Consider the following 17,738-nt stretch of genomic DNA (forward strand, 5'->3'; position numbering starts at 1 on the left):
CCCGGTGGGTTGTGGCGGGTCATGTGCTTGCCAGGCGGTGGATTGCTGCCAGGGGGACCGGGAGCCAGTCCGGGCGGTGCCTTGCCTCGTACAGCACCTCGTAGATCGCCTTGTCGGTCTCGTACGCCCGCAGCAGCTCCGGCTCCTCGCGGGGGTCGGCGCCCGATGCCTTCGCGTAGCCCGTGCAGTAGGCGTCGCGGCAGCGCACGGCCCATGCGGCGTCCCAGGGGTCGTGGGAGCGGGCCGCGTAGTCGAAGGAGCGCAGCATGCCCGCCACGTCGCGCAGGGGTGGCTGGGGGCGGCGGCGTTCCGTCAGGGGGCGTGTCGGTTCGCCCTCGAAGTCGATGACCGACCAGTCGCCGGCGGGGGCTCGCAGGGTCTGCCCCAGGTGCAGGTCGCCGTGGATGCGCTGGGCGGCCCACGTCCGGCCCTTCCGGCCGAGCGTCGCCACCGCGTCGAACGCGGTGCGCAGTGCGGGGGCGTACGGGAGCAGGGCCGGCACTGCCTGGGCCGCCGCTTCGAGGCGCTCGGTCATCGCGGCGGCCAGCAGTTGCGTCTGCTGCTTGCGCAGCATGAGGGTCGGCAGTGCCGTGGCGAGTGCGGTGTGGACTTCGGCGGTGGCGCGGCCCAGGGCCTGCGCCTCGGTGGTGAAGTCGTTGCCCACGGCGAGGGCGCGCAGCGCGCGTTGCCAGCCGTCCTCGGAGCCGTGCAGGAAGGGCTGGAGTACGCCGAGGGTGTACGTCTCTTCGCGGGAGGCGGGGGTGGCCGCTTCGTACCAGGCGACCGGCGCGGGCACCCGCTCGCAGCCCTTGCGGGCCAGCGCGAGCGGCAGTTCCAGGTCGGGGTTCGAGCCCGGCGAGACGCGGCGGAAGATCTTCAGGATGTAGGAATTGCCGTAGATCAGGGACGAGTTGGACTGTTCGGCGTCGAGCGGTCGTGGGGTGAGGGCGGGCGGGATCGTTACGGCACGGTCGCGTTGGAAGTGGAGGGAGCCGTGGACGCCCGGCGTGCGCAGGCGTTCCAGGAGCAGCCCGGCAAGGCGCGGGTCTTGCAGAGCCTCGTACACGGTGCGGTTGGCGATGGGTCCCTCCTGTACGTGGCCGATCAGGGCCGGGGCCAGATGCGGCGGCAGTGAGGCCCGTACGCCGAGGAGCAGTTGGTAGCAGTCGGCCACGGGCGGTGGTGTGGACGGTGCGGATTGATGGACTTGTACGAGCAGATGAAGCAGGCCCGGAGCGGACGCCGAACCGACCGGCAGCAGCTCCGTGGCGGAGACCAGCGAGAAGCCGGTGATCGAGCGCCCCTTCCCCGCGAACCACCGTTGCCTGGGCAGCCATTCGTGGAGCAGGTGTGTGAGAGAGGGGAGCAGCGTGGGGGGAGCGGCTGGAGGGGTGGCGCGGTGGGCGGCCGAACTCCGGGTGGATGCAGCCTCCGACATGGCATCGCGTCCTTTCCCCGGGCACACCACAGTTTGCGCAGAGTGTCCCGGATTGCGACCGTAGCTGTCCGGGCGGTGCGTGGGGTTCTCTCCGCTGCAGACGCGGGGAGTGTCGGGTCGGGATGGTCCGTACGGACCCGATATGAGGGGGAGAGTGCCCAGGGCGGGGCAGTGGAAACGCCCCGCCCCGGACGGGAGCGTCAAACGCGCTTGGCGGGCAACGGTGCTGCGTCCTTGCGGAGCCGGAACCAGTAGAAGCCGTGCCCCGCGAGAGTGAGCAGGTAGGGCCACTCACCGATGGCGGGGAAGCGCACCCCGCCGATCAGTTCCACCGGATGCCGCCCGTTGAAGGACTGCAGATCGAGTTCGGTCGGTTGAGGGAACCGCGAGAAGTTGTGCACGCACAGGACCAGGTCGTCCTTGTACTCGCGGAGGAAGGCGATCACCGCCGGATTGGTGGACGGCAGTTCGGTGTACGAGCCGAGCCCGAAGGCCGGGTTCTGCTTGCGGATCTCGATCATCCGCCGCGTCCAGTGCAGGAGGGAGGACGGCGAGGTCATCGCGGCCTCCACATTGGTCACCTGGTAGCCGTAGACCGGGTCCATGATCGTGGGGAGGAAGAGCCGCCCCGGGTCGCAGGACGAGAAGCCCGCGTTGCGGTCGGGTGTCCACTGCATGGGCGTCCGTACGGCGTCCCGGTCGCCCAGCCAGATGTTGTCGCCCATCCCGATTTCGTCGCCGTAGTACAGGATCGGCGAGCCCGGGAGGGACAGGAGGAGGGCCGTGAACAGCTCGATCTGGTTGCGGTCGTTGTCGAGGAGCGGAGCCAGACGCCGGCGGATGCCGATGTTGGCGCGCATGCGCGGATCCTTGGCGTACTCCGCGTACATGTAGTCGCGCTCTTCGTCCGTGACCATTTCGAGCGTCAGTTCGTCGTGGTTGCGCAGGAAGATGCCCCACTGACAGTTGGACGGGATCGCCGGGGTCTTGGCCAGGACTTCCGAGACCGGGTAGCGCGATTCGCGGCGTACGGCCATGAAGATGCGCGGCATCACGGGGAAGTGGAACGCCATGTGGCACTCGTCGCCCCCCGCCTCGAACTCGCCGAAGTAGTCGACGACGTCCTCCGGCCACTGGTTGGCCTCGGCGAGGATCACCGTGTCGGGGTACGACGCGTCGATCTCGGTGCGCACCCGCTTGAGGAACTCGTGGGTGCGCGGCAGGTTCTCGCAGTTCGTGCCCTCCTCCTGGTAGAGGTAGGGAACGGCGTCGAGGCGGAAGCCGTCGATGCCGAGGTCGAGCCAGAAGCGCAGTGCCGAGATCATCTCCTCCTGGACGGCCGGGTTCTCGTAATTGAGATCCGGCTGGTGGGAGAAGAAGCGGTGCCAGAAGTACTGCTTGCGGACCGGGTCGAAGGTCCAGTTGGACGTCTCGGTGTCGACGAAGATGATCCGGGCGTCCTGGAACTGCTTGTCGTCGTCCGCCCAGACGTAGTAGTCGCCGTAGGGCCCGGTGGGGTCTGCCCGGGACTCCTGGAACCACGGATGCTGGTCGCTGGTGTGGTTCATGACGAAGTCGATGATGACGCGCATGCCGCGGTGGTGGGCGGCGTCGACGAACTCGACGAAGTCGGCCAGATCGCCGAACTCGGGAAGGACCGACGTGTAGTCCGACACGTCGTAACCGCCGTCGCGCAGCGGGGACTTGAAGAACGGCGGCAGCCAGAGACAGTCGACGCCGAGCCACTGGAGATAGTCCAGCTTGGCGGTGATGCCCTTGAGGTCGCCTACGCCGTCTCCGTTGCTGTCCTGGAAGGAGCGTACGAGCACCTCGTAGAAGACGGCGCGCTTGAACCACTCGGGATCGCGGTCCTTGGCGGGCGTGTCTGCGAAGGTGTCATGGACGGGCTCATTGACGATCATGATGTGGGTGACCCTCCGATCGGCGGGGACGGTCGCAGGACGACGATGTGCGCGGGCGTACGGCCCGGCTCGAGGCGCACATAGTTGGCCCTGCCCCAGTGGTAGGTCTCGCCGGTGAGCTCGTCGCGCACCGGGAAGGAATCGCGCCAGTCGAGGCCGAGTTCCGGCATGTCCAACGAGACCGTGGCCTCCTGGGTGTGGTGAGGGTCGAGGTTGGCGACCACCACAACGATGTTCGATCCCGAGCGCTTCGAGTACACGATGACGGCGTCGTTGTCGGCGTGATGGAAATGCAGATCGCGCAGCTGCTGGAGGGCGGGATTGCGGCGGCGTACACGGTTGAGTGTGGTGATCAGCGGGGCGATGGTGCGGCCCTCGCGCTCCGCCGACTCCCAGTCGCGGGGCCTCAGTTGGTACTTCTCCGAGTCGGCGTACTCCTCGCTGCCCGGCCGGACCGGCGTGTTCTCGCAGAGCTCGTAACCCGCGTACACGCCCCACGAGGGCGCGAGCGTGGCGGCGAGCGCCGCCCGTACCTCGAAGGCGGGGCGGCCGCCGTGCTGGAGGTAGGCGTGCAGGATGTCCGGGGTATTCACGAAGAAATTGGGACGCATGTACGAAGCCGCGTCGCCGGAGAGCTCCGTGAGGTACTCCGTGATTTCCTCCTTGGTATTACGCCAGGTGAAGTACGTGTACGACTGCTGGAAGCCGATCGCGCCGAGGGTGTGCATCATCGCCGGGCGGGTGAAAGCCTCGGCCAGGAAGATCACGTCGGGGTCGGTGCGGTTGATGTCCGCGATGACCTTCTCCCAGAAGACCACCGGCTTGGTGTGCGGATTGTCGACCCTGAAGATCCGTACGCCGTGGCTCATCCACAGCCGCAGTACGCGGAGCGTCTCGCGGACCAGTCCCGGCATGTCGGCGTCGAACGCGACAGGGTAGATGTCCTGGTACTTCTTCGGCGGGTTCTCGGCGTACGCGATGGTGCCGTCCGCGCGGTGGTGGAACCACTCGGGGTGCTCGGAGACCCACGGGTGGTCGGGCGAGCACTGCAGCGCGAAGTCCAGGGCGACCTCCATGCGCAGGTCACGGGCGCGTCCGACGAAGTCGTCGAAGTCGTCGAACGTGCCGAGGTCCGGGTGGATCGCGTCGTGGCCGCCGGCCGGGGAGCCGATCGCCCAGGGGACGCCCACGTCCGAAGCGCTCGCCGAGAGGGAGTTGTTGGCGCCCTTGCGGTGCGTGGTGCCGATGGGGTGTACGGGGGGCAGGTAGACGACGTCGAAGCCCATCGCGGCGACGGCGGGCAGTCGCTCGGCCGCCGTGCGGAACGTGCCACTGACGTGCGTTCCGTCCTTCTTCGTGCGAGCGCCCTCGGAGCGGGGGAAGAACTCGTACCAGGACCCGTAGAGCGCGCGCTCGCGTTCGACGAGCAGGGGCAAGGGAGCGGACGACGTGACCAGTTCGCGCAAGGGGTGGCGGGCCAGGGCGGCATCGGCCTCGGCGGACAGTGCCGCGGCGAGGCGGGCGGCGGGGGGCTTCTTGGTGTTGCGCAGTGCGTCGACGGCGGCCAGGACGGCCTCGCGTCCGTCGCGCTTCGGAACTCCGGACGCGGCGCGCTCGTACAGCTCGGCGCCCTCCGCCAGCACGAGCTCGGTGTCCTGGCCCGCCGGGATCTTGATCCGGGCGGTGTGCCGCCAGGTCGAGACCGGGTCGCTCCAGGCCTCCACGGCGTACGTCCACCGCCCCTCGGCGACCGGGGTCACACTGGCGCCCCACCGGTCGGTGCCCGGGGCGAGTTCACGCATCGGGGTCCAGGGGCCCTCGCGGCCCGCGGGGTCCCGCAGGACGACATTGGCGGCTACAGCGTCGTGGCCTTCGCGGAAGACGGTGGCGGTGACTTCGAAGGTTTCACCGGCCACCGCCTTGGCGGGCCTTCTGCCGCAGTCGACGGCGGGGCGTACGTCCAGGACGGGGATGCGACCGATCATTGGCTCACCTGGGGGCTGTGCGACCGCGGGCGACCGCGGTTCGCGTTTGAGGGCTTTCTTAGGGTCTGTCCTTTTTAGCTGCTCCGTTGGAGAATGGCGGGCTGCGGGCATGACCGCTCCTGTCCACGTTCACTCGGGTGGACCGACTTTTGGGGCGCGCGGGCGTGCGTACCGGGGGAGCCTTCCCTTGGTGTACGGGTGGGCAATCCGGTGCTTTGTTAACTACTTGCGCGTAATGGTTATGGCAAGAAACCGGCCCCGCCTTTTTGGCGGGGCCGGTTTCTTTTTTGCCTGGCGGCGGACGCGGTCGTTACACAACTGCGCGGGCGGGCAGTGGAGTTGGGAGATTCTCAGGGCGTCCGGGGGGAAAGCGCCGCGGGCGGCCTACGACGCGTCGGTCGCTGCGCCCTCCGCGTCCGCGTCGTCCGTCCAGATCTGCCACGGCTGCCGTGCCACCCACTCGTCCACCGGTGCCGGCTTCACCGCGAGCGCCTCGGCGGACGTGCCTCCGTCGCCCGCCATCAGGTCGGGGCCCGCGCCGCTCGCCATGTAGTGGTAGATCCCCGCCACACCGGCCGCCGCCTCCGCGCCGATCGCCCGGGCCAGGCCCTCCTCGAACACGTGCGGCGGCAGTGCCAGGTAGCGGACCTCCCGGCCGAGGCCCTCGGCGAACGCGTCCGCGAGCTCGTCGCCGGTCAGGCTCTGCGAGCCGCCGATGTCGAGCGTGCGGCCCGCGACGCCGTCCGCGGTGAGCGCCGCGTACACCGCCTCGGCGAGATCGCGGTGGGAGAGCCACGCGGTCCGGGTGTCGGCGGGCAGCGGGTAGGCGAGTACGCCCTCCTTCGTGAGCGCCGGGCCGTTCCACGGGCTGAACAGGTTGTCCAGATAGACCGGCGGCCGCAGGACCACCAGCTCCACGCCGCTCTCGCGCAGCCCCTCCCGCAGCACCGTCTCGGCCAGCCGGCGGGTCTCGAAGGCCGCCACATTGGTGGAGGCCTCGGGGATGCGCGTGTTGGCGTTGTAGACGAGCCGCTTCAGCCCGGCCTCGCGCGCCGCGTCCGTGATGTGCTGCGCGTACGTCCTGACCGTCCCGGCGTCGTACACCAGCGGCATCACCACCGAGGCATGGGTGGCGCCCTCGAAGAGCTGTCGTACGTCGGCCGCCTTCGCGAGGTCGCCGGAGGCGAAGGAGACGCCCGGCATGTCGGGGCGCTCCGTCTCGTGCTTACGGGTCAAAGTGCGGACGCGGTGGTTCCGCTCGGCCAGCAGCCGGGCTACCGCGCCGCCCTGGAAGCCGGTCGCCCCCACGACCGCGACGCGCATCGGCATGTGATCGGACATGTGTCTGTAGAGCCCTTCGATAGGGTGTGGCTGTTGCCGTGACAGGCCCTTCAAGGCTGGCGGCGGGGGCTTCGGCCGATCAATTAACAAACCGGGGCGGGGGTTGAGGGATCGTCCAATGGACGCCATGGAACGAGAAGGAGACGATCTGCTCAGCGAGCTGTTGAAGCCCCTCCGCCTCACCGGAGTCTTCGACAGTCGCTGGCATGTCCGCGGGCCGTGGGCCATCGAGGGCGACGCCGAGCAGAGTTGCGCCGTACTCCACTACATAGTGGAGGGCGGCTGCTGGATCAGCGGCGACGACCAGACCCCCGTCGAACTGAGCGCCGGGGACCTCATCGTCTTCCCTACCGGCACCGCGCACCGGCTCTCCGACCGGCCCGACCGGCAGGGCGTGCCGCTCAAGGCCGTACTCCCCGAGCGCCAGCCCGGCACGTCCGGCGAGATCAGGATCGACGGGACCGGGCCCGAGAGCAGGCTGCTCTGCGCCGGGCTGCACTACGACGCGAGCGCCGCCACCGGCCTCTACAAAGCGCTGCCCAGAGCGCTGGTGCTCGACGGGCCGCAGGTCGCCGCGGAGCCGCTGCTCCGTGACACGCTGGAGCTGCTCGCCGCCCCCGACCGGCCCGTCGGGCCCGGCGACCGGCTGATCACGCTGCGCGCCTTCGAGATGGCGCTGGTGCTCGCGCTGCGACCGCTCCTGCGCGAACTGGCCGACAATCCCTCGGCGTTGCCCGTCCTGCGCCATGCGGGCATCAGCAGGGCCATGGTCGTCATCGCCACCAGATTCGCCGAGCCGTGGACCATCGAATCGCTGGCCCGCGAGGTCGGCATGTCCAGGTCCGCGTTCACGGCCGCCTTCCGCAAGCTCGTCGGAGACGCGCCCGCCAAGCATCTGACCGGGCGTCGGATGCAGGAGGCGGCGCGGCTGCTCGGGGAGACGACGGTGGCCCAGTCTGCGGTGCCGCAGCGGGTCGGCTACCAGAGTTCCGTCGGCTTCCATCTCGCTTTCCGCAAGTGGTTCGGTACGACGCCGGGCGAGTACCGGCTCGCCGCCGGCCGTACGGCCTAGACCAGTGACCTCGGCGTTGCTGGCCGGATTGTGTGGCTGGTTCATAAGTCCGGCTGGACGGTCGTTCATTGCCGCAGGTGGGTGCGGGCCGACAGTCTCGGCAGCGGCAGTGCCGTTCCGCATGAGGAGAAAAGGTGACAAGGTCCGGTCAGGATTATCTGGAATCGCTGCGAGACGGCCGAGAAATATGGCTCGACGGTGAGCGGATCAAGGACGTCACCCAGCACCCCGCCTTCCGCAACACCGCGGGGTCCATAGCCCGCCTCTACGACCTCGCCCACGACTCCGAGCACACGCCGGTGCTCACCTCGCAGGGCGTGCACCGCGCGTTCGCGGTCCCCGAGTCGTACGAGGACCTGGTCGCCAGGCGCAAGGCGTACAAGGTGTGGGCGGAAGCCAGTTTCGGCTTCCTGGGCCGTACGCCCGACTACATGGCGGGCGGCGCGGCGGGCTTCGCCGCCCTGCCGCAGACGTTCACCACCGACAGCTTCGACGGTGCCCCGAACGCCCTCGCCTACCATCGGCGGCTCGCCGAGGGCGACCTGTACCCGACGTTCACCATCACCAACCCGCAGATCGACCGGACCAAGTCCGCCTCCGAGCAGGAGGAGGCCGACCTGGTGGTCCGCGTCGTCGCGGAGCGGGACGGCGGGATCGTCGTACGCGGCGCCAAGATGATCGGCACCGGCGCCCTCTTCGGCAACGAGGTCATCGTCGGCACCATCGAGCCGCTCGCCCCGCAGGACATCGAGCACGCCGTGTGTTTCTCCGTGCCGATCGACACCCCGGGCCTGAAATTCCTGTCGCGCACGTCGTACGAGGCGCAGGCGCGCAGCGTCTTCGACAACCCGCTGTCCTCCCGCTTCGACGAGAACGACGCCCTGCTGGTCTGCGAGGACGTCTTCGTACCGTGGGAGAACGTCCTCGCGTACCGCAATGTCGACGCGAGCTTCGCGATGTGGTGGCAGACCCCGGCGTACGTCAACTTCGTCCACCAGGCCGCGACCCGCTTCTGGACCAAGCTGGAATTCCTCACCGGCGTCGCGATCCTGATGACCAGGGCGAACAACACCTACAAGCTGCCGCCCGTCACCCAGGCGATCGGTCGGCTGATGGGCAAGGTCGCCCAGGCCAAGGCGTTCGTACTGGCCGCTGAGGCGTCGTATGAGAGCGTCGAGGGCGGGCACGGCGTGAAGCCCGGCAAGGAGATCTCCTTCGCGCAGCGCATCATGGCCGGCGAGCTCTACCCGCAGGCCGTGCAGGAGATCAAGATGCTCGCCGGCGGCGGTGTCATCCAGCTGCCCGCCTCCGCCGAGGACCTGCTGCACCCGGAGATCGGGCCGCTCGTCAAGAAGTACATCCGCTCGCCCGGACACCCCGCCGAGGACCGGATCAAGCTGCTCAAGCTGGCCTGGGACGCGCTCGGTTCGGAGTTCGCCGGACGCCACGAGCAGTACGAGCGCTTCTACCACGGCGCCCCGCACATCTACCTGATGCAGCAGGCGTGGGAGGGCGACACCGGCGCGTGCGAGTCCCTCGCGCAAGCCTGTCTCGACGGCTACACGCTGGGCGGCGGGACGTCCGGGGAGCGCTCGGCGCTGTGAAGGGCTCTCCGAAGGCCGCGCTCGCGCTGCTCGCCTCCACCCAGCTGCTGCTGATCATGGACACCGCGATCATCAACGTCGCGCTGCCGTCGATCGGCGAGGACCTCGGCTCGGGCTCGGCGGGACTGTCCTGGGTGGCCAACGCCTATCTCATCACCTTCGGCGGGCTGCTGCTGCTCGGCGGGCGCACCGCCGATCTCCTCGGCCACCGGCGGCTGTTCACCGCCGGTCTGGGCCTGCTCGCCGCGGCATCCGCCGTCGGCGGGCTCGCCCAGTCGTCGGGTGCGCTGATCGCCGCCCGCGCCGTCCAGGGCGTGGGCGCGGCGCTCGCCGCGGCGGCCGCGTTCGCGCTGCTGCTCATCCTTTTCCCGGACGGGCCCGGGCGGCACAAGGCGCTCGGCGCCTTCGCCGCGATGGGCGGACTCGGCGGCGTACTGGGCACCGTCATGGGCGGGGTCCTCACCGACCTGCTCGGCTGGCGCTCCACGTTCTGGCTCAATGTGCTCGTCGGACTGCTGCTCGGCGTACTCGCCCTGCGCCTCCTCGACGGCGGTACGCGCGCCGCCGAGGGCGGCTTCGACCTCGGCGGCGCGCTCACCGCCACCGGTGGGCTCGGCCTCGTCGCCTACGCCCTGGTCGGCGCGGGCGAGGCGGGCTGGACCAGTGCGCGCACGCTCGCCGCGGGCGGCGCTGGACTGGCACTGCTCGTCGCCTTCGCCGTACTCGAAGGGAAAATCGCACGCCCGCTGGTGCCGCCCGCCGTGCTGCGCAGGCCCGCGCTGCGGCTCGCCAATCTGCTGAGCGCGCTCGCCCAGATGGCACTCTTCCCGATGTTCTTCCTGGTCAGCCTGTACCTCCAGAGCGTCCTCGGCTACTCGCCGCTGATCGGCGGGCTCGGCCTGCTGCCGCTGTCGCTGGTCGTCGTCGTCACCGCGCCGCAGAGCGGGCGCATCATCGCCAGGATCGGACTGCGGTCCACGATGACGCTCGGCTTCGGACTGCTCTTCGCCGGGACGCTCTGGCTGGCCCTCGCGCTCGCCGCCGAAGGCACCTTCTTCACCACCGTCCTCGCCCCGAGCCTGCTGCTCGGCGTCGCCCTGCCGCTGGTCATGGTCACCACCAATGTGGCCGCCACGGCCGAAGCGGCGCCCGAGGAGACCGGGCTCGCCTCAGGACTCATCAACACCAGCCAGCAGTTCGGCTCGGTGCTCGGCCTCGCCGTCCTCGTCGCCGTTGCCACCGCCGTCACCGACGCCTCCGGAAGCGCCGCCGTCACGGCCGCCACCGCGGGCTTCAGGGACGCTCTGCTCGTCGGCGCCGCCTTCGCAGGGGCTGCCGCCCTGCTCTGTGTCCGGCTGCGCCTCCCGGCCCCCGCGGTACTCCCCGCGGAACCGGCGCGAGTGGGAGACGCCGTGAAGTGAGACGGGGGCGGACGGCACATCGCCTCCGCTGCCTGCGCTCCGCTGCGGTGGAGCGGCCCGGTGTACGGGACGAACTGGCTGGTCCGGCCAGGCGCACCACCGCATTGCATCCACCGAACCCATTGTCCGAGGGGGACTTCGCCATGACCATGCACCTGAGGAATGCGACCGGCCATGCCGTGGCCGGCCTTGTATCAGCCGGCCTCGCATCGCCGGTTCTCGCATCGCCCGGCCTCGATGCGCGCAATGAACCGCGCTACCGGATATCCGAGATACGCGAGGCGGACCCACTGGCCGCCGACCCGCTGCTCGCCGTACTGCCCGCGATGAACCGCGACGCCGACGTGGCCGCGCTCACCGTCGCCCTGCGCACCCTCCTGCCGACCTCGGGGACCGTCGCCCAGTGGAGCGTCGTCGAGTCGCTCGCCGCGATGCGCGACCTCGGCATGATCCTCGGCTCGCTCAAGCGGCACGGCACCGAACCGCTGGCCGTGGTCCCCGAAGCCCTGACCGTCCTGGAGGCGCTGGGGCGGCGTACCGACATGGTGCCGCGCGACACTGTGCACCACTACACGACGTGGAACCCCATCGGCGCACGCCAGCGGATGTACACCGGCGAGGAGATGGAGGGCAACCTCCAGGACGCGGTCCGCATGGTCTTCCCGAGCCTCGCCGCCTCGCTGGACACGTGTGCGGCGCTGGCCCGCCTGGAGCCGCACGAACCGGGCTTCTCGCTCGCCCTCGACCGCACCGCCCAGCACGTCCAGTCGATGGTCGACTCCATCGACTTCACCGTCGCCAATGTCTCGCCGGTCTTCTTCGCCCAGGTCCTGCGCCCGTACTTCGAGGAGATCGACGTAGCGGGCCGCGACTATCTCGGCCCGGCGGCCGCCCAGGTCCCGCTGTGGCCGATCGACCTGACGCTGTGGCAGTGCGACCACACCAGTCCGCAGTACGACGAGTTCCTCGCCGAATCCGTGCAGTACAGCCTGCCGTCGTGGCGCGAATTCCACGCCACGCACAAGGGCGGCACCTCCGCCATCTCCAAGCTGTCCGCCGCCATCAGCTGGGAGACCGTGGACAGGCTGCCCCCCGAACTGGCCGCGTCGGCCGTCTCGCTCGCCCGGGTGCTGCGCATCCTCAAGACGTTCCGCGCCCGCCACATCGGCATCGCCCGCAAGGCGTACAGCGAGGAGGTACGGCTGTACGAGGTGGGCAGCGGCGGCGCCCCTATCGAACTCCTGCGCTCAGTACTCGACCTGACCCGGGACAACGAGACGCTGGTGCGCCGCGCCACCGAACGGCCGCGCACTCCGGCCGCCTGACCGGGCGAAGGGCTTCCCCCATGACGCACATTCTGATCGCCGGAGGCGGCATCGCGGGGCTCACCGCCGCCCTGAGCCTGCACGCGGCCGGCTTCGACCGGATCACCGTGGTCGAGGCGGCGCGCGAGATCCAACCGGTCGGCGCCGGGCTGAACATCATGCCCAACGCCGTACGCGAACTCGACGCACTCGGGCTGCTCGACGACCTCGAAGCACAGTCCGTACGCACCCGTGAACTGCGCTACTACCACTGCACCGGCAGCCTGATATCCCGCGAGCCCCGCGGCCTCGGCGCCGGCTACGACTGGCCCCAGCTCTCGATCCACCGCGGCAACCTGCAACTGGCGCTGGCCGATGCCGTACGGGAACGCATCGGGCCCTCCGCCATCGTCGGCGGCGTACGCCTGTCGGGCCTTTCCATGCTGGCGGACGGCCGTGCCCGCGTACACCTGGAGCACCGCGACCGCGGCACCTGCGGCCGCGCCGCCCTGGAGCCCGACGTACTGATCGGCGCCGACGGCATCCGCTCCACAGTCCGCCGCGCGCTCAATCCGGACGAGGGCGAGCCGCCGTGGAACGGCATGCTGGTGTGGCGCGGCACCTCCCGGATGCCGGAGGACCGGGCCGGTACGTTCATGTTCATCGCGGGCTCCGACCGGCAGAAGGCCGTGGTGTACCCGATGACGGAACCGGACCCGGAGACCGGCGAAGTGCTGGTCAACTGGGCCCTCGCGATGCCTGCCGACTCCATCGACGACGCCTCGCGCGGCGACTGGAACAGGCCGGTGCCGGTCACCAAGTTCCTCCACCACTACGACGGCTGGGTATTCGACGGCGTCAGCGTCCCCGAGGTCCTGCTGGCCGCCGACGGCGCGTTCGAATACCCGATGGTCGACACCGACCCGCTGGAGCGCTGGACCCACGGCCGTACGACGCTGATCGGCGACGCCGCCCACGCCATGTACCCGATCGGCTCCAATGGAGCCACCCAGTCGATCGTCGACGCCCGCGCGCTCGCCCACGCCATGGCGACGCACACGGACCCGGCCGAGGCGCTTGCCGTGTACGAGGCGGGGCGCAGGCCCGCGATGACCGAACTGCAGTGCTCCAACCGGCAGTTGGGACCGGAGGTCGTCATCAGTCTGGCGCACGAGCGGGCACCCGGAGGGTTCGCCGACATCGACGAGGTGATCCCGGCCGACGAGCTGGCGGCCATCGCCGGGAAGTACGCCGCCACCGGGGCTTTCGACCCCGGGACGGTGAATCTGGGCTCTCCGTACGACGTACTGCCGCACGCGGTGCGCTGATCACACATGAGGCGCTCGCGGGGCAGGTCTGCCACCGCGAGCGCCCGCCGTGCGCCGTGGTTGCGGGGGCGGGGTGGCACTACCGTCGGGGGGAAGGCCGGAAGCACACCGTCGTGCGTCCGACCCGATTCGTTTGTCCCCTGCGAAGGTGGAACACGTGAAGGCCATTCGTCGATTCACCGTGCGCCCCGTTCTTCCCGAATCCCTCCAACCGCTCAGTGACCTGGCCCGCAATCTGCGGTGGTCCTGGCATACCGAGACCCGTGAGCTGTTCCAGAGCGTCGACCCCGACGGCTGGGCGGCCGCGGGAGGTGATCCCGTACGGCTGCTCGGGGCCGTACCTGCCGGGCGGCTGGCCGAGCTGGCCGCAGACCGGCGCTTTCTGCGCAGACTGACCGCAGCGGCCGACGACCTGGACGACTACCTCCGCGGCCGCCGGTGGTACCAGTCGCAGTCGCCCGACACCCGATTGCCCGCCGCCGTCGCCTACTTCTCACCCGAATTCGGAGTCACCGCCGCCCTCCCGCAGTACTCGGGCGGCCTCGGCATTCTCGCCGGGGACCACCTCAAGGCCGCCAGCGACCTGGGCGTACCGCTCATCGGGGTCGGCCTGCTCTACCGGCACGGATACTTCAGGCAGAGTCTGTCCAGGGACGGCTGGCAGCAGGAGCACTATCCCGTACTCGACCCGAACGAACTTCCGGTCTCCCTGCTGCGGGAGGCCGACGGCACCCCCAGCCAGGTCGCACTGGCGCTGCCCGGCGGGCGGTCGCTGCGCGCGCACATCTGGCAGGCGCAGGTCGGACGCGTACCGCTGCTGATGCTCGACTCTGACGTCGAGGAGAACGCGGTCGGGGAGCGCGACGTCACCGACCGGCTCTACGGCGGGGGCAGCGAGCACCGGCTGTTGCAGGAGATGCTGCTGGGAATAGGGGGTGTGCGGGCCGTGCGGGCGTACTGCCGGCTGACCGGCCATCCCGCGCCCGAGGTCTTCCACACCAACGAGGGGCACGCCGGCTTCCTCGGCCTGGAGCGGATCAGCGAACTCGCCGTCCAGGGGCTGGAATTCGAGCCCGCGCTGGAGACGGTGAGGGCCGGGACCGTCTTTACGACGCACACGCCCGTACCGGCGGGCATCGACCGCTTCGACCGCGAGCTCGTCGCGCACCACTTCGGGGACGACGGCGAGCTGCCCGGCGTCGACGTCGGACGCATCCTCCAGCTCGGTATGGAGACGTACCCGGGCGGCGAGCCGAATCTCTTCAACATGGCCGTGATGGGGCTGCGGCTCGCCCAGCGCGCCAACGGCGTCTCCACCCTGCACGGCGCGGTCAGCCGCGACATGTTCTCGGGCCTGTGGCCGGGATTCGACCCCGAAGAGGTGCCGATCACCTCGATCACGAACGGCGTGCACGCACCGACCTGGGTCGCGCCGGAGGTCTTCCGGCTCGGCGCACGCCAGATCGGCGCCACCCGCACCGAGGACGCCCTGTCGGTCGGCGGATCCCAGCGCTGGGACACCGTCGCCGACATCGCGGACGCCGAGATCTGGGACCTGCGGCGCACCCTGCGCGAACAGCTGGTCCTGGAGGTACGGGAGCGGCTGTACGCATCGTGGCGGCAGCGCGGCGCCGCGGACGCGGAACTCGGCTGGATCTCCGGCGTACTGGACCCGGACGTCCTGACCATCGGCTTTGCGCGGCGCGTCCCCTCGTACAAGCGGCTCACGCTGATGCTGCGGGACCGCGACCGGCTGATGGAGCTGCTGCTGCATCCGACGCGGCCCATCCAGATCGTGGTGGCGGGCAAGGCCCATCCCGCGGACGACGGCGGCAAGCGGCTGGTGCAGGAGCTGGTGCGGTTCGCGGACGATCCGCGGGTGCGGCACCGCATCGTCTTCCTCCCGGACTACGGGATGGGGATGGCGCAGAAGCTCTACCCCGGCTGCGATGTGTGGCTGAACAATCCGCTGCGGCCGCTTGAGGCGTGCGGGACGAGCGGGATGAAATCCGCGCTGAACGGTGGCCTGAATCTGTCCGTCCTCGACGGCTGGTGGGACGAGTGGTTCGAGCCGGACTTCGGCTGGGCCATCCCGACCGCCGACGGCGTGGGAGGGGGCGCCGGCCCGGCGGGCCCGGCCAATGCGGCCACGGGGCCGGGCACGGCTCCGGGCATGGGTCCGGGCACGGGTTCCGGCCTGGTGCAGGACGAGGACCGGCGCGACGACCTGGAGGCCAACGCGCTGTACAAGCTGATCGAGCAGCGGGTCGCACCGCGCTTCTACGACCGGGGACGGGACGGGCTGCCCGAGCGCTGGATCGAAATGGTCCGCCGTACCCTCGCAACCCTGGGCCCGAAGGTGCTGGCGGGACGCATGGTGCGGGAGTACGTCGAGCGGCTGTACGCCCCGGCCGCCGAGGCGCACCGTTCCCTCGGACCCGACACCGCGAGGGAACTGGCGGCCTGGAAGGCCCGGGTGCGCGCCGGCTGGCCACGGGTCACGGTCGACCACGTCGAGGCGACGGCGGCCACCGCCGTCAACGGCACCGCGGAGCTGGGCTCGACGCTCGGACTGCGGGTGCGGGTGGCGCTGGGGCCGCTGCAGCCGGAGGACGTGGAGGTGCAGGCGGTCGCGGGACGGGTCGACCCGGACGATGCGATCGGCGACGCGCAGCCGTTTCCGCTGAAGCCCGCGAGCGGGCCCGACCTGGACGGCCGCTGGGTGTACGAGGGCCCGCTCGCCCTCGACCGCACAGGTCCCTACGGGTACACGGTGCGGATCCTTCCGGCGCACCCGCTGCTGGCGCACAACGCGGATCTGGGGCTGGTGGCGCTGCCCACCGGGGCGACGGGGGAGGGCGCGGGCGTACTGATGCGCTGACGCTGTGAGTTGGCGTGAGGCGGTCCTGAGGGGCCCGGCACCTGCGAAGGGTGCCGGGCCCCTTCGTTTACGTCGTTACGTCGTTACTTCGTTCAGTTCGTTCACTGAGCACTCATTCTTGACGTGTCCATGAGACGCCTTTAGGTTCCTCACTCATTGCAGGGTTCACCATTTCACCCCATGTTCAGGTACCTGAATGGAGCCCCCCATGCGTCCCGGATCCGTCCCCCGCGTCCTCGTCCTCGCCGCCGCCCTGGCCGGCCTCATCGGAGCGGCCTTCATGGCCCCGGCCTCCGCCGGGAGAGCGGAGCGCGTCACGCCGGCCGCTGCCGCCGCGCCCACCGCGTTCACCCACCCCGGCGTCCTCGTCAGCCGCCCGCAACTCGACTTCGTACGGGACAAGGTGCGGGCCGGTGCGCAGCCCTGGAAGGGGGCGTACGACCAGATGCTGGCCAGCAAGTACGCCTCGCTGTCACGCACCCCCAAGCCGCGTGCGGTCGTCGAATGCGGCTCGTACTCGAACCCCAACTACGGCTGTACGGACGAGCGCGAGGACGCGATCGCGGCGTACACACTCGCCCTGGCCTGGCACATCAGCGGTGACGCCCGCTACGCCAGGAAATCGGTCGAGATCATGGACGCCTGGTCGGCCGTGATCAAGGACCACACCAACTCCAACGCTCCGCTGCAGACGGGGTGGGCGGGCTCCTCGTGGCCGCGCGCCGCCGAGATCATCAAGTACACCTACACCGGCGGCTGGCCGAACTCCGGGCGCTTCGCCACCATGCTGCGCACGGTCTACCTTCCCGAGGTCATCAACGGCTCGCACTCCAACGGCAACTGGGAGCTGAGCATGACGGAGGCCGCCATCGGGATCGCCGTCTTCCTGGAGGACCGCACGGCGTACGACAAGGCGGTCGCGAAATTCCGTGGGCGGGTGCCCGCGTACATCTACCTGAACAGCGACGGTGCGCTGCCGAAGACCGCTCCCGGGAGCAACCTCGACACCCGCGAGAAGATCATCAAGTACTGGCAGGGGCAGACGACCTTCACCAACGGGCTGAGCCAGGAGACCTGCCGCGACCTCACGCACACCGGATACGGCCTCTCGGCGATCTCGCACATAGCCGAGACCAGCCGAATCCAGGGGCAGGACCTCTACCCGGAGGTCGCCGACCGGCTGCGGCACGCGCTGGGCTTCCACGCCAAGTACCAGCTGGGGGAGCCGGTTCCTTCGTCGCTGTGCGGCGGCAGCCTGAAGGACAAGCTGGGCCCGGTGACCGAGGTCGGCTTCAACGCGCTCCACAACCGCATGGGATACACGATGACCAGCACCGAGCGGCTGACCGAGCAGCAGCGGCCCGCCGGGTCCAACAACCTCTTCGTCGCCTGGGAGACACTGACGCACGCGGGCAACCCGGCCTAAGGCCTGTCTGATAATT

At 70.0% G+C, this 17,738-nt stretch carries 11 protein-coding genes; 7 read left to right on the forward strand and 4 right to left on the reverse strand.

The window, feature by feature from the left end; genetic code table 11:
* Window positions 1-19: 19 nt before the first annotated feature.
* From J7I98_RS31135 to J7I98_RS31150, 4 genes are all read right to left on the reverse strand, one after another.
* Window positions 20-1,438, reverse strand: a complete 1,419-nt coding sequence (locus J7I98_RS31135) for a maltokinase (RefSeq protein WP_214928391.1) — start codon at window positions 1,436-1,438, stop codon at window positions 20-22.
* 200 nt (window positions 1,439-1,638) lie between these two features.
* Complete coding sequence (treS, locus tag J7I98_RS31140) at window positions 1,639-3,360, reverse strand: maltose alpha-D-glucosyltransferase (RefSeq protein WP_214928392.1); 1,722 nt, start codon at window positions 3,358-3,360, stop codon at window positions 1,639-1,641.
* On the reverse strand, window positions 3,357-5,345 hold the full coding sequence (locus J7I98_RS31145) for an alpha-1,4-glucan--maltose-1-phosphate maltosyltransferase (protein ID WP_214928393.1): 1,989 nt from the start codon (window positions 5,343-5,345) through the stop codon (window positions 3,357-3,359). Before J7I98_RS31145 ends, treS begins: the two co-directional genes overlap by 4 nt.
* 384 nt (window positions 5,346-5,729) lie before the next feature.
* Window positions 5,730-6,686: an SDR family oxidoreductase gene (locus J7I98_RS31150; protein WP_214928394.1), complete on the reverse strand. Its 957-nt coding sequence runs from the start codon at window positions 6,684-6,686 to the stop codon at window positions 5,730-5,732.
* 127 nt (window positions 6,687-6,813) lie between these two features.
* On the opposite strand from J7I98_RS31150, the gene J7I98_RS31155 reads away from it, so the two are divergent.
* From J7I98_RS31155 to J7I98_RS31185, 7 genes are all read left to right on the forward strand, one after another.
* Window positions 6,814-7,758, forward strand: a complete 945-nt coding sequence (locus J7I98_RS31155; protein WP_374225192.1) for an AraC family transcriptional regulator — start codon at window positions 6,814-6,816, stop codon at window positions 7,756-7,758.
* Window positions 7,759-7,892: 134 nt separating this feature from the next.
* Window positions 7,893-9,362, forward strand: a complete 1,470-nt coding sequence (locus tag J7I98_RS31160; RefSeq protein WP_214928396.1) for a 4-hydroxyphenylacetate 3-hydroxylase family protein — start codon at window positions 7,893-7,895, stop codon at window positions 9,360-9,362.
* Window positions 9,359-10,783: an MFS transporter gene (locus tag J7I98_RS31165; RefSeq protein ID WP_214928397.1), complete on the forward strand. Its 1,425-nt coding sequence runs from the start codon at window positions 9,359-9,361 to the stop codon at window positions 10,781-10,783. Before J7I98_RS31160 ends, J7I98_RS31165 begins: the two co-directional genes overlap by 4 nt.
* A 143-nt stretch (window positions 10,784-10,926) precedes the next feature.
* Entirely contained in the window at window positions 10,927-12,108 is a 1,182-nt protein-coding gene (locus J7I98_RS31170) for a monodechloroaminopyrrolnitrin synthase PrnB family protein (RefSeq protein WP_251021484.1), read from the forward strand.
* 20 nt (window positions 12,109-12,128) lie between these two features.
* A complete protein-coding gene (locus tag J7I98_RS31175; RefSeq protein WP_214928398.1) occupies window positions 12,129-13,415 on the forward strand; it encodes a flavin-dependent oxidoreductase in 1,287 nt (428 codons plus the stop codon).
* A gap of 157 nt (window positions 13,416-13,572) precedes the next feature.
* Complete coding sequence (gene glgP, locus J7I98_RS31180; RefSeq protein WP_214928399.1) at window positions 13,573-16,296, forward strand: alpha-glucan family phosphorylase; 2,724 nt, start codon at window positions 13,573-13,575, stop codon at window positions 16,294-16,296.
* A gap of 208 nt (window positions 16,297-16,504) precedes the next feature.
* The gene (locus tag J7I98_RS31185) at window positions 16,505-17,722 is read left to right on the forward strand and encodes an alginate lyase family protein (protein ID WP_214928400.1); all 1,218 of its coding nucleotides are present in this window, start codon (window positions 16,505-16,507) and stop codon (window positions 17,720-17,722) included.
* Window positions 17,723-17,738 lie beyond the last annotated feature (16 nt).

The organism is Streptomyces sp. ISL-98, from assembly GCF_018614055.1.
In the GTDB taxonomy this organism is placed as follows: Bacteria; Actinomycetota; Actinomycetes; order Streptomycetales; family Streptomycetaceae; genus Streptomyces; species Streptomyces spiramyceticus.

Bases quoted from the DNA above. Each gene is read 5' to 3' on its own strand.
- J7I98_RS31135 (WP_214928391.1), bottom strand. From the start codon at position 1,438: ATGTCGGAGGCTGCATCCACCCGGAGTTCGGCCGCCCACCGCGCCACC.
- treS (WP_214928392.1), bottom strand. From the start codon at position 3,360: ATGATCGTCAATGAGCCCGTCCATGACACCTTCGCAGACACGCCCGCC.
- J7I98_RS31145 (WP_214928393.1), bottom strand. From the start codon at position 5,345: ATGATCGGTCGCATCCCCGTCCTGGACGTACGCCCCGCCGTCGACTGC.
- J7I98_RS31150 (WP_214928394.1), bottom strand. From the start codon at position 6,686: ATGTCCGATCACATGCCGATGCGCGTCGCGGTCGTGGGGGCGACCGGC.
- J7I98_RS31155 (WP_374225192.1), top strand. From the start codon at position 6,814: ATGGAACGAGAAGGAGACGATCTGCTCAGCGAGCTGTTGAAGCCCCTC.
- J7I98_RS31170 (WP_251021484.1), top strand. From the start codon at position 10,927: ATGACCATGCACCTGAGGAATGCGACCGGCCATGCCGTGGCCGGCCTT.
- J7I98_RS31175 (WP_214928398.1), top strand. From the start codon at position 12,129: ATGACGCACATTCTGATCGCCGGAGGCGGCATCGCGGGGCTCACCGCC.
- J7I98_RS31185 (WP_214928400.1), top strand. From the start codon at position 16,505: ATGCGTCCCGGATCCGTCCCCCGCGTCCTCGTCCTCGCCGCCGCCCTG.